Source organism: Stenotrophomonas sp. YJH_SMC_65, from assembly GCF_059369475.1.
Genome location: NZ_JCAFSR010000001.1, coordinates 570,485 through 582,168, shown reverse-complemented (window position 1 = coordinate 582,168; position 11,684 = coordinate 570,485). Strand labels below are relative to the sequence as shown.

Annotated in this window: 10 protein-coding genes; 3 read left to right on the top strand and 7 right to left on the bottom strand. The window is 66.5% G+C overall.

The features are described 5' to 3' along the window. Window positions 1–59: 59 nt before the first annotated feature. Window positions 60–389, bottom strand: a complete 330-nt coding sequence (locus tag AC5P7A_RS02610) for a hypothetical protein (protein ID WP_014647641.1) — start codon at window positions 387–389, stop codon at window positions 60–62. Window positions 390–856: 467 nt separating this feature from the next. On the opposite strand from AC5P7A_RS02610, the gene AC5P7A_RS02605 reads away from it, so the two are divergent. Together AC5P7A_RS02605 and AC5P7A_RS02600 are read left to right on the top strand one after the other, a co-directional pair. Continuing rightward, the gene (locus tag AC5P7A_RS02605; protein WP_046431494.1) at window positions 857–1,633 is read left to right on the top strand and encodes a HipA family kinase; all 777 of its coding nucleotides are present in this window, start codon (window positions 857–859) and stop codon (window positions 1,631–1,633) included. Beyond that, a complete protein-coding gene (locus AC5P7A_RS02600; protein WP_495219857.1) occupies window positions 1,611–2,003 on the top strand; it encodes a DUF3037 domain-containing protein in 393 nt (130 codons plus the stop codon). Before AC5P7A_RS02605 ends, AC5P7A_RS02600 begins: the two co-directional genes overlap by 23 nt. Before the next feature lie 16 nt (window positions 2,004–2,019). Here AC5P7A_RS02600 and AC5P7A_RS02595 read toward each other — a convergent pair whose 3' ends face one another. From AC5P7A_RS02595 to AC5P7A_RS02585, 3 genes are all read right to left on the bottom strand, one after another. After that, a complete protein-coding gene (locus AC5P7A_RS02595; RefSeq protein ID WP_229653780.1) occupies window positions 2,020–3,396 on the bottom strand; it encodes a serine hydrolase domain-containing protein in 1,377 nt (458 codons plus the stop codon). Beyond that, the gene (locus AC5P7A_RS02590; protein ID WP_495219856.1) at window positions 3,317–4,009 is read right to left on the bottom strand and encodes a DUF4952 domain-containing protein; all 693 of its coding nucleotides are present in this window, start codon (window positions 4,007–4,009) and stop codon (window positions 3,317–3,319) included. The genes AC5P7A_RS02595 and AC5P7A_RS02590 overlap by 80 nt, the downstream gene beginning before the upstream one ends. Window positions 4,010–4,071: 62 nt before the next feature. Further along, window positions 4,072–4,977 carry a LysR family transcriptional regulator gene (locus AC5P7A_RS02585; RefSeq protein WP_032962018.1) on the bottom strand — a complete coding sequence of 302 codons (906 nt, stop codon included), beginning with the start codon at window positions 4,975–4,977 and terminating at the stop codon, window positions 4,072–4,074. 118 nt (window positions 4,978–5,095) lie between these two features. Between AC5P7A_RS02585 and AC5P7A_RS02580 the strand changes: the two genes are divergently transcribed. Next, entirely contained in the window at window positions 5,096–6,085 is a 990-nt protein-coding gene (locus AC5P7A_RS02580; RefSeq protein ID WP_134966558.1) for a zinc-dependent alcohol dehydrogenase family protein, read from the top strand. Between the two features lie 51 nt (window positions 6,086–6,136). Here the strand turns inward: AC5P7A_RS02580 and AC5P7A_RS02575 are convergent, their stop codons facing one another. The 3 genes from AC5P7A_RS02575 to AC5P7A_RS02565 all read right to left on the bottom strand — a co-directional run bounded on the left by AC5P7A_RS02575 (window position 6,137) and on the right by AC5P7A_RS02565 (window position 11,557). Continuing rightward, entirely contained in the window at window positions 6,137–7,768 is a 1,632-nt protein-coding gene (locus AC5P7A_RS02575; RefSeq protein WP_142234951.1) for a peptidoglycan-binding domain-containing protein, read from the bottom strand. 47 nt (window positions 7,769–7,815) lie between these two features. After that, window positions 7,816–8,904, bottom strand: coding sequence for a lysozyme inhibitor LprI family protein (locus AC5P7A_RS02570; RefSeq protein ID WP_142234952.1), 1,089 nt, complete (start codon window positions 8,902–8,904; stop codon window positions 7,816–7,818). 124 nt (window positions 8,905–9,028) lie between these two features. Then, a complete protein-coding gene (locus tag AC5P7A_RS02565; protein ID WP_495219855.1) occupies window positions 9,029–11,557 on the bottom strand; it encodes a membrane-bound PQQ-dependent dehydrogenase, glucose/quinate/shikimate family in 2,529 nt (842 codons plus the stop codon). Window positions 11,558–11,684 lie beyond the last annotated feature (127 nt).

Sequence of the window (11,684 nt, the reverse complement as noted above, 5' to 3'; positions counted from 1 at the left end):
AGTGGGACACGCCCGGAGAGGCCGGCGATGGACCGGCATCTGCCAGGCGTGGTCTGTCGTCACTGCTGGGCGTGCAGGTCCCAGGCGGTCAGGTAATCGGGGTCGACCACGATCATGCCACTGTTCCGCATGCGGTATTCGCCTGGCTCGGCCCGCTGGTACTGGTCGAGCATGGGCGGCAGGTAGCGCTCATGACCATCGTCTTCGTCGGCCAGCACCACGCCTTCGTCGGCGCTGATGCGCAGCACGGTGCCCGCGTACTGCTCCAGACCCTGCACTTGGCCGTCGCCACCATAGCGGGTGACACCCACCAGCACGACCTTGCCGATCATTTCCTCGGCCTTGGCATCGTCCAGTGGGGGCAGCATGGCATTGAATTCGTCGTTCATCGGTGCACCTCCAAAGCCTGTGGGGATAGCGTGGGTTCGGCGGTCCCACGCTGCCAGCGTCGACGGCAACGCAGGAATCTCTCTCGGGGCGCAAGTAGCTGGATCGCAGGCCCGACCGGGCAACGCGGGGGTGCGATGGGTGAAAGGTGTCTGGAACTTGGCTGGAACTGCGGCGGATGGCCATCTGCGCCGATGGCGGGACCGTGTCAGGTCAAGATCAACACCACGCGTTGCGTTGCATACACGGTGAAGCGTGACAGCTGCACTGTAGTGGCATGAGCGCCTCCTGTTGAAGGTCACACGCGGGTGCGTTGCTCCGTTGGAACGAATGCTGCCACTCCACGCGGAAGGAACAAGTGAAGATTGCAGGCGACCTGCAACAAGCGGTTCGCGCGGTACCCGTTCATTAAGCTGGCGCCCCGCTCTGCTGCGGCACGCCTGCCCTGGCAGGACGCTAGAATGCGTCCATGCGCACCGTACATGCCCTCCGCTACATCACCCCGTTACGGGAAGGCGGCTCCCTGCCCGCCGTGGTCGAGACCGACGACGACGGCATGGCCGTGCTGAAATTCCGTGGAGCCGGCCAAGGCCCGAAGGCGTTGATCGCCGAGCTGATCGCCGGCGAGATGGCACGCACGCTGGGCCTGCCGATTCCGGAAATCCTGTTCGTCGAGCTGGACCGCGAGTTCGCCCGCACCGAGCCCGACCCGGAAATCCAGGAGCTGATCCGCGCCAGCGAGGGCCTGAACCTGGGCCTGGACTATCTGCCCGGTGCAATCAATTACGACCCGGCCGCGATGCCTGTGGATGCCGAGCTGGCCTCGCGCATCGTCTGGTTCGATGCATTCACCAGCAACGTCGATCGCACCACCCGCAACCCCAACCTGATGGTATGGCATCGCAAGCTGTACCTGATCGACCACGGTGCGGCCATGTACTTCCACCACGACTGGGCCAGCGCCGGCGATGCCTGCGAGAAGCCGTTCGTGCTGATCCGCGACCACGTGCTGCTGTCGTTCGCCAGCCGCATTGCCGAGGTGGACGCAGAACTGGCTGCGTGCCTGACCGATGCCGAAATCGAGCGCATCGTTGGCCTGGTGCCGGACAGCTGGCTGGTGGACGAACCGGCGTTCGACAGCCCACAGGCCTATCGCCAGGGCTATATCGACTATCTCAAGCACCGCCTGAAAGTGCGTGCAGTGTTCGTGCAGGAGGCCATCCGTGCCCACGCTGCACACGTATGACTATGCGGTCATCCGCGTCGTGCCGCGGGTGGAACGCGAGGAATTCATCAACGTCGGGGTGATCGTCTCCTGCCCTGGCGCGCGCCATCTGGAGGCGGCCATCGAAATCGATCCTGAGCGCCTGCGTGCCTTCGCACCGGCGCTGAACCAGGACGCGCTGCAGCCATGGCTGGATGCAATCGTGGCCATCTGCCGTGGCGACGCCAGCGCCGGACCCATCGCAAAGCTGCCCGCGCGCGCCCGCTTTCATTTCCTCACCGCCAAGCGCAGCTCGGTTGTACAGATGTCGAGCACGCATGTCGGCCGCACTGCGGACCCGGCGGGTGTGGTGGAACACTTGATGACGAAGATGGTGCGGGTACCGGAATGAACGGCACCTGCCGCGTTCACAGTGGCAACCTTCGCGCGATGTAGTTGACCACATTGCCGATCGCATCCGGATCGACATTGGCCAGGCCAACGATCACGTAGCCCTGCGCCGGCAGCACCACGATGGCACTGTTCGATCCGGGCGCACCGCCTTCGTGGCCGTACTGATGCTCCCTGCCCTCGCCCTGAACCACGAAACCAAAGCCATACCAGCCCTTGTGGTTCTGCGCCGTGGTGGCCTGCTGCAGCAATGCAGGTGAAACCAGCTTCCCGCCTTGCAGTGCCTCGGCGAATTTCACCATATCGGCCACTGTGCTGTAGCCACCACCGGCCGACATGCCGCGCCAGGGCAGCGACTTCGTTTCACGGACCCATTGCCCATCGTGCTTCGTGTAAGCGACGGCACGCTTTGGAACGCTCGCTGTTTCCGGCTCGAAGCCGGTGCCGGTCATGCCCACCGGATGCAGGATGTGCTCCTCCACATATGCGTAGTACGACTGCCCCGATACCGCCTCGATGATGCGTCCCAATACGATGAAGCCATAGTTGGAGTAGCTGTCCTGGCTGCCGGGCGTGAACTGCGGCGCATCCCTGGCGAACCGCTGCACGTAGTCATCCAGCGTCTTCAGGGACGCGGAATACTGTTCGAAACCATCGCCAAAGAAGTCCCCCAGGCCACTGGTGTGTGACAGCAACTCGCGCACGGTCACGCTGCTGGCGACAGCCTTGTTCGGATAGTCCGGCAAGTGCTTGCCGATCGTGTCATCGAGACTGAGCCTGCCATCCTGCACCAGCTGCAGGATGGCCACGGCGGTGAACATCTTGTTGGAGGACGCAAGGCGGAACTGCGTCTCCACGCCCACTGCAATTCCAGTGCTGCGATCGGCATCACCACCGCGCCAGTCCAGCAGCACCTTCCCATTCTGTGCCACCTGCAACGCGCCCGACAGCGCGTCCTGTGCCCGCAGCGCCTCCAGCTTTGCTGTGACGTCGGCCATCAGGGCAGGCAATGCAACCCGTGCCGGCTTGTGCTTGTCCGGCGTTTCAGTGCCCTCGATCTGGAACTGCATCAGGTGCGACGGATTGGCCGGGTCCATGACGGCGGTCACCCACATCGCGCGTTCGTTCATCTGGCCCATCACCAGCAGCTTCGCTTGGCCGGGTGCACTCTCGGTTGATTCGAGTACGCGCAAGGGGCCTGTGCTTTCGCGGAACTCGAGATAGTCCTTGGGACCGCTGCCTTGCTTCTTCGCGTATCTATCGGCGAATGCCTGCAACCCCTCGAGGCTGCCCGCATTGAAGGCCGCAAGCCAGTCACCGATGGCGTCCTGCGCACGCGGATGTGCACGCACGCTGGAGGCGGCGCCCACTGCCGGAACAGCCCAAAGCGTCATCAGCACCGAACAGGCCAGTACTTTGCAGAGCAGCAGGCATCCAACAGCCTTCATGGCAGTTCCTTTGCGGGTATCCCTGGGCGCATCCTAGATCATGGAACCGCCCGCTGCATCCACGCCAGGGACCCTGCCGCAGCACCTCAACCGTGACGATGAACGCCTCGATGCGATGCCAATCGCCCCGCTCATGCGGCAGCGATTCCACGCCCATGCCGATCTGGTACCTCACCGCATCCGGGCCGTCGCGCCAGTAGTACGGCGCGCCATTGCTCCAGCCGCAACAGGCGTAGCGCAATGCAGGCATGCCAAAGGTCTCGCGCAGATAGGCTTCCACCTTCACTGCCTGGGTACCTGGAACGCGGTAGTGGGCCTGCATGGGTTTCATGCAGGACGCGTCGTCCTGGCTGCAGCCGCTGTATTCCAGTCCCGCAGGCTTCCGGCCCATTGCCTGCAGGAAATCCTGGCATTCGATATCCGGTCGCGCCAGGCCATCCGCACGCCCCTGCGCTTCCCACGCGGCCAGCGCCTGCGCAGTCGTCTGCTGCGCAATCACGTTGGCGGCGAACAGCAATGCCGCCAGCCCCAGCAGCAAGCGCGCGCTACGCAGCGGCAACCGGCCAATCGTCTCAGGGCGATCCTTCGCAGGCAGTCACAGGAATGCCAACCGATGCCGTGCTATCGCCGTGCCATCGTCTGCTCGCTGAAGCGAGCCACGCAGAAGTCCAGGAAACTGCGCAGCTTGGGCGTCAGCTGGCGGTCGCGCGGGTACACCAGGTTGATCCACGTCGATACCGGCACGTAGTCCGGCAGCACTTCCACCAGTTCACCACGCGCCAGCGCGGCGGCAAGCATTTCATGGGGCTGCAGGATCAACCCCAGCCCTCCGACTGCCGCGGTCAGCAGCGGCTCGGCCTGGTTGACCATGAAGCGGCTGGACACCGGCACGCTCAGCACGCTGCCGTCAGCATCGCGGAAACTCCAGCGCGTGCGGATGATCGAATGGGCGAAGCCCAGGCACTCGTGCCGACTCAGATCGGCCGGATGGACAATGGCCGGGCGCGATGCGAGGTACGCCGGCGATGCACACAGCACCAGCGGATACGGCCCCAGCCGTCGCGCCACCAGCCCACTGTCGGCCAGATCACCGGTGCGGAATACCAGATCAAAGCCGTCCTCGACGATGTCCACCAGGCTGTTGGACAGGTTCAGATCAACCTGCACGTCCGGGTACTGCTGCAGGTAGGCCACCACCGCCGGTCCCAGTGCATGCACGCCGAAGGTGACCGGTGCGCTGACGCGCAGGCGCCCCATCGGCCGCCCGCGCGCCACTTCGGCCAGCTGCTCGGCGCCTTCCACCTCCTCCAGGATCACCCGCGCACGGGCCAGATAGGCCTGGCCGAAGTCGGTCAGGCTCTGCTTGCGCGTGGTGCGGTTGAGCAGGCGCACGCCCAGGTGTTGTTCCAGCGACTGCACGTGTTTGCCGACCAGCTGCGGCGACAGGCCCAGCGCGTCGGCGGCAGCGGCGAAGGAGCCAACCTCGGCCACTTTGACGAAGGTCCGCAGGGGAGCGATCAGGTCCATTGCAAACAATTGGTTTTCAATGAAACGCCAGATTACCCCTTATTCTGGAGGCAGGCCACGCGCACAGTAGCCTCCACCTTTCCGCCGGCCCCAGCGCCGGCCTTGCCCAGGAGCCCCCATGAGCCAGGTTGTCCGCATCCACGAATATGGCAGCGCCGATGTGCTGCGCATCGACGACATCGATGTTCCCGCCCCCGCCGCCGACGAGGTCCAGATCCGGGTCAAGGCCATCGGCCTGAACCGTGCCGAGGTGATGTTCCGCAACGGCGCCTATCTGCAGGAGGCGCAGTTCCCCAGCCGGCTGGGCTATGAAGCGGCCGGCATGGTCGAGGCGGTCGGCAGTGCGGTGAGCGGATTCGCTGCTGGCGATGCGGTGAGCGTGGTGCCGCCGCTGGACATCGCCCGCTGGGGCACCTACGGCGAGCTGGCCAACGTGCCGGCACGACTGGTGGTCAAGCACCCGCAGGCGCTGGGCTTCGAAACGGCGGCTGCGGTGTGGATGCAGTACGTCACCGCCTGGGGCGCACTGTTGGAGCAGGCGCAGCTGGCCGCCGGGGATTCCGTCATCATCACCGCTGCCAGCAGCAGCGTCGGCCTGGCCGCGATCCAGATCGCCAATGCAGTGGGTGCCACGCCGATTGCGGTGACCCGTGGCCCGGGCAAGCGCCAGGCCTTGCTCGATGCCGGTGCCGCCCATGTCATCGCCACCCAGGAGCAGGACCTGGCAGCTGAGGTGGCGCGCATCACCGGCGGTGCCGGCGCCCGCGTGGTGTTCGACCCGATCGGTGGCCCGCAGTTCGTGCCGCTGACCGAGGCAATGGCCCGTGGCGGCATCCTGCTGGAATACGGCGCGCTGAGCAGCGAACCCACCCCGTTCCCGTTGTTCAACGTGCTGGGCAAGTCGCTGACGCTGAAGGGCTACCTGTACTCGGAAATCGTCTCCGACGATGCCGCGCTGGCACGTGCTAAGGCGTTCATCGTCGATGGCCTGGACAAGGGCACGCTGGCGCCGAAGATCGCGAAGGTGTTCCCCTTCGCACAGATCCAGGACGCCCACCGCTACCTGGAATCGAACGAACAGATCGGCAAAGTGGTGGTGACGCTGTAAACACCCTGCCGGCAGCGACGGACCCACTGCGGGCACGTCGCTGCCGCAGGCTCAGGCCATTGAAGGCCCGCGGTTCTCATGGTGACGGCTTTCGAGGGTGAGCTGGTGCTCGCGCTGCCGGTTGTCACCGGCCAGATCATTCACCGTTTCCTCCATCGAGCGCGCGGGCTGTGCCGTATCCACACTGGCGCGCTCACCGGGAATCAACCCGGCAACCCACAGGCGATCTCCGGCCATCATCACCCGGTCGACGCGCGCGGCATCATCGATGCCGTTGCGCTTGGACTCCAGCACTGCCTGCATGACGTGCTCGTCGCCGATGGTGCCAGGTACCCCCTGGCGGATGCGCTCGAACAGCGCGGCGTCCCTGGGCGACAGCGATTCCATGCCATTGGGCTGCGGTGCGGGCTCCGGCGCGGCCGGACCAGCGACCGGTGCATTCGCCGCTGCCTGCTGCCGCGCCTGCACCTGCTCCGGCTGGAACTCCGCCCGCGTATAGGGCGGACGCTGCGGCGGCCAGTTCTCCGCGCGGTCGAACTCGGTGGTCGGCGCATGCTCGCGAGCGACGGCGGCATCGTTCAACTGCCGGCGCGCATCCGTGTCGATGACGCCGCCGGGGCGCAGCGGCAGGCCATAGTCCTGCTGGAAGTTGCGCATGGCCGCCTGCATGCCGGCATCAAACGTGCGCGCATCGCGCTCGGCACGTGGGTTCGGTTCGGTCAGGTACCCCAACGCCTCCAGCTGCCGGCGCATTTCGAACACCGGCTCGCCCTTCTCACCGGGGCCCAGGTTGCCGTCGGCCAGCGGGCCGGTCAGGTCGGTCACCGTCCGGCGCTTGAAGTCCGGATCGACCGCCAGCGTGTCGCTGCGCATGCGTTCCAGCAGCGCAGCGTCGATGCGGCCATTGGCCGGGCTGATACCCCGCTCGGTCTGGAAGCGGCGCACGGCCTGCTCGGTGGAGGCGCCGAAATCACCGTCGGGCTTGATCGCGGCATTGGCGTTGTTGCGGATGTCCAAGCGCTGCAGGTACTGCTGCGCTTCCAGCACGTGCTGGTTGGCGTCACCCCGGTGCAGGTCCATCGCCCCGGTGGGCGCCTGGGGGGTCGGCACCGGCATCTGGAAGCCTGGTTGCTGCACACGCTGGACCAGGCCGGCAACCTGGGATTCCCATTCAGTGGCCCGTGTGGCGATGGCGTCTGGATAGGGACTGCCGTTGTTCAGCTCACCGCCATTGACCGAGGCCCGCGCCTGCCGGTAGTCGGCATGGTTGGCGTTGACGTTGTCGGACAGCCGCGCACCAAACAGGCCGTCGCGCATCCCCACCACCAGCACCTTGGTGGCGATGTCTGCCTGGGCAGCCCGTTCCGGATGCTCGACCAGCTCGCGGCCGATCCCCAGCGCCTCGCCCAGCCGCTCGTAGTTGTTGACGTGGGTGAGGTGGGCAAAGCCCCGGCCGAAGTACTCCTCGCCGCCGAAGTAGCGCAGATCCACCGCCTGCTTCCTGCCCCAGTCTTCCTCGGGCGCGGCGAAATCACGCGATTCGTGCTGCGCCGTGGCCAGCACATAGGCAATCTGCCGATGGTCGGCAATGCCGTTGTCGATGCAGGTACGCACGATCATCTCGACCGACTGGTCCCGGGTCAGACCGAAGCCCGACCCACCTTTTCCATAGCCTTCGCTCATCCTTCAGCTCTCCAGTTCCGGAACGCATCCATTCGTCGGGGGAAGACCTACTTCAGCAGGTCCGGTTCGGTCGGGACCTCGCCCCTGCAGGTGTCATAGCGGCGCTGCAGCAACGTGCGCGTGCCGGTTCCGCGCAGCTGGATGACCTTGTCCTCGCGCTCGCACGGGCTGACCTTCGCGCGAAGCACGAACCGCCCATTGTCGATATGGTCGATGTCGCGCCCACCGATGGCCGCTTCCAACGCCTTGGCACGCACATAGCGGTTGCGCTTGGCATCGAACAGGTAGAACGCATGCACCGGAACGTTGTAGACACCGCTGTTGTCCTGCCACACCTGCAGGTCCGGCACGCCATCACCATTGAAATCCGAAACGGTCAGCAGCACGGCGGTCGCACCCTGGGCACCGGTGCCGGCGCGGGTCAGGCGCGGCTGCACGTCCGTGACCACCACGTTGCGCCCACCACGGGTCACGCCCATGCTCCGCACCTGGCAGGTCGTCACGTTGTCGGTGCCGCTGCAATCGGTCACCTGGAAGACCACCTGCAGTGCCGGTGTGAGCCTGCCCTCGCCGGGCCGCAGGACGATCCTGCCCTGCTTGTCGGGCGCGGCATCGGCGGCATGCACAGCGGCCTGCGCCGGCGCCGGGGCCGCCTTGGCTTCCGCCACCAGCGCCGCCGCACCGCCGCCCTGCAACTGGCGGGCACGCAGCAGGGTCATGTGCGTGCGGCACTGCTGTGAATCCAGCTGGGCAACGGCCGTGCTGCCTTCCGGGCACCGGCTGTCGCGCTGGTGCAGCCATTGCCGCTGCAGATCGCGCAGCACCTGCTGATCACTGGCGGTCAGTGTGGAGCGCGCCGCGCTGTAGGCGGCATTGAGTGCATCGTCGTGCACCTTGAGTTCAGCGTCGGCACAACGGCGACGGGCGTCCAGCGCGGTGCCTGCGGCCGCCATGCAGGGCGCATGGGCGGGGCTCAGAGAGCGCGCATCGCCTGCGATCAGTTCGGCACCGCTGGGCACCTTGCGTGCGGCGGGCTGGGGCGACGCCTGCGCGCTTGCCCACAGGCAAGGGCCAAGCAGAAGCAGTCCTGCCAGCAGCCGGGTGGCACGCCCCGGCAGGCGTTCGGAGTTCAGCATGCGTTTCCTTCCCTGGGGGCGTTGGCCGGCCCCGTCCTGTTCCGATGATGGATGCTGCCCGGTCGCCAGCGCAACTTCAGCGACCAGCGGTCACAGCCCGTAGGCCGCACTCAGGCCGGCAGCGCTATTTCGGCAGTGCGTAGGCCATCACGTAATCGCCCTTCGGCGTTTCCATGAAATGGTGGCCGCCAGCCATGATCACCACGTACTGGCGCCCGCCCTGCGCGTACACCATCGGATTGGCCTGGCCACCCGCGGGCAGCTTGGCATGCCACAGCTCCTTGCCGGTCTTCAGGTCGATGGCGCGCAGCAGGTCATCAGTGGCGGCGGCGATGAAGATCAGGCCGCTGGCGGTGACTACCGAACCGCCATTGTTCGGCGTGCCGATCTCGATGGGCAGGCCCGAACGGATGCCGAATGGTCCGTTGCCGCGCGCACTGCCGAACGGACGGTCCCACAGCAGCTTGCCGGTGCGCAGGTCGATGGCCCGGATGCCGCCATAGGGTGGCTGCTTGCACAGCAGACCAGTGAAAGGCAGGCGCCAACCGGCGTTCACCTGGATGGCGTAGGGCGTGCCCACCTGTGGGTCGCCCGCGCCTTCGGCGCCGCCCTTGTCGAACCGGACCTTCTCGCGTGGCAGCCAGCCCAGCCTGTCGGCCTCGGCGCGTGGCACCAGCCGGTTGTAGTTGGGCATGTCGTTGTAGTTGGCCACGATCACGCCGCGGCGCGTATCGATGGACACACTTCCCCAATCCGAACCGCCGTTGTAGCCGGGATATTCGATGGAATGGCGATCACTGCTCGGCGGGGTGTAGAAGCCTTCGTAGTACGCCTTGCGGAACTGGATGCGGCAGATCAGCTGGTCGACCGGGGTTATGCCCCACATGTCGCGCTCGGTCAGGTCATGCTCCCGGCGCAGCGTGTGATACAGCGAGAACAGCTGCGTGGGTGAGCGTTGTTCCGGTTCGACACCGCCGACCGGCACCCTGCGCTCTTCGGCGGCGGTCAGCAGCTGGCCGTTGCGGCGGTCAAGGATGTAGAGATCACCCTGCTTGGTCGGCAGCAGGAGCGCCGGCACCTTGCCTGCCGCCGTCGGATAATCGATCAGGCTGGCCTGCGAACCCAGGTCGTAGTCCCACACATCCTTGCGCACCGCCTGGAAATGCCAGGCCGGCTTGCCGGTGGCCACATCGATCGCCACCAGCGACGTCGCGTAGCGGTTCTGGTTTTCCGTGCGTGAGCCACTCCAGTAGTCGCCAGCGGAATTGCCCAGCGGCAGATAGACCAGCCCCAGCGCCTCATCACCGGTCGCGGTGGTCCACATGTTCGGCGTGCCGCGCGTGTAGGTCTGCTCATGCGGCGGCAGGCCGCTGCGTTCGGGCTGGTCCATGTCCCACGCCCAGCGCAGCTTGCCGGTGATCGCATCGTAGGCCTGGATCACGCCCGACGGCGCGTCGCGGCGCTGACCATCCAGCACCTGGTGGCCGGTGACGATCACCCCGCACACGATGGCCGGTGGCGAGGTGATCGACACATAGCCCGGTGGCACCTCGCCCATGCCCAGAGTGATGTCGACCTGGCCGTTGTTGCCGAAATTCGCACAGGGGCGGCCACTGTCGGCATCCACCGCGATGATGCGCCCGTCCAGCGTGCCCTCGATGATGCGCGCCCAGCATGCCGGACGACTGCCCGGTGCAGCGCTGCGGGTGGCACTGGGCGGCGGTTCCGGCAACGCCAGATCAGCAGCGGCATCGGCCAATGCGGCATCGGCGAGGATCGGCGTGGCCGGTTGCTCGTAATAACTCACGCCACGGCAGGCGGCGGTGTATGGAATCGAAGCGTCCTTTACCTTCGGATCGAACCGCCACACTTCCTTGCCGCTGGCCGCATCCAGTGCGATCAGGCCGTTGCGGGCGGTGCACAGGTACAGACGGTCGCCGATCTTCAGTGGCGTGGTTTCCGCACCCCAGCGCTTCTTCGGCATATCGCCGGTGCGGAACTGCCAGGCCAGCTGCAGCGTGGCCACGTTGGCCGGGGTGATCTGCTGCAGCGGCGAATAGCGGGTGGCGGCATTGCTGCGCCCCCACGCCGGCCAGTCCCCTTCGGCAGGCTGGTCGGCCGGCTGCAGGCCGGTGGTGTCGCGGGTCGGTTCCAGCCCGACGCTGGCCGCGCCTTCCGGGAACGGCTGGTGCCCGTCCACTTCGCCGTGCGGCGCGAACGCCAATCCGAAGGCAGCGACGAACACCAGCATCAGCACGCCGGCCACGCTGCGCGACAGGCGCCTGGAAACCGGTTGGTGGAGGGTGGGCGCCAGCAGCGCCAGCACGATGCCAAGCGCGGTCACCAGGCCGAGCCGCGGTACCCAGCGCCAGTAGTCGCTGCCCGACTCCCACCAGGTCCACAACAGCGTACCGGCGAACACCAGCGCATACAGCAGCGCGCCGCTGCGGCGATTGCCGAACAACAGGAGGCCACTGGCCAGCAGGCCGGCCCCGGCGATGGCGTAGTACGCCGAGCCGCCCAGGCTGAGCAGCCATGCGCCGAGCCCGCCGATGACCAGGCCGAGCAGGACCAGCAGCAGCGACAGCACGGTAACGAGAGGATGCCGGGAGGCGCGGACGGGAGCAGGAGCGGACGGCGGCGTGGCGGACATCGTCGATCTCCGGGGGCAGCATGCGCCGTTATCCCACCGCCGACGTGAAGCGCGCGCGTATGTGCGGCATCCGGATACGACGACGCCGGCACAGGGCCGGCGTCGTCGCGTAGCTCAACCTTGCGGC

What these genes read in the sequence shown, in the direction of transcription:
- AC5P7A_RS02610 (WP_014647641.1), bottom strand. Translation starts at nt 389, where the DNA reads ATGAACGACGAATTCAATGCCATGCTGCCCCCACTGGACGATGCCAAG.
- AC5P7A_RS02605 (WP_046431494.1), top strand. Translation starts at nt 857, where the DNA reads ATGCGCACCGTACATGCCCTCCGCTACATCACCCCGTTACGGGAAGGC.
- AC5P7A_RS02595 (WP_229653780.1), bottom strand. Translation starts at nt 3,396, where the DNA reads ATGACGCTTTGGGCTGTTCCGGCAGTGGGCGCCGCCTCCAGCGTGCGT.
- AC5P7A_RS02585 (WP_032962018.1), bottom strand. Translation starts at nt 4,977, where the DNA reads ATGGACCTGATCGCTCCCCTGCGGACCTTCGTCAAAGTGGCCGAGGTT.
- AC5P7A_RS02580 (WP_134966558.1), top strand. Translation starts at nt 5,096, where the DNA reads ATGAGCCAGGTTGTCCGCATCCACGAATATGGCAGCGCCGATGTGCTG.
- AC5P7A_RS02575 (WP_142234951.1), bottom strand. Translation starts at nt 7,768, where the DNA reads ATGAGCGAAGGCTATGGAAAAGGTGGGTCGGGCTTCGGTCTGACCCGG.
- AC5P7A_RS02570 (WP_142234952.1), bottom strand. Translation starts at nt 8,904, where the DNA reads ATGCTGAACTCCGAACGCCTGCCGGGGCGTGCCACCCGGCTGCTGGCA.
- AC5P7A_RS02565 (WP_495219855.1), bottom strand. Translation starts at nt 11,557, where the DNA reads ATGTCCGCCACGCCGCCGTCCGCTCCTGCTCCCGTCCGCGCCTCCCGG.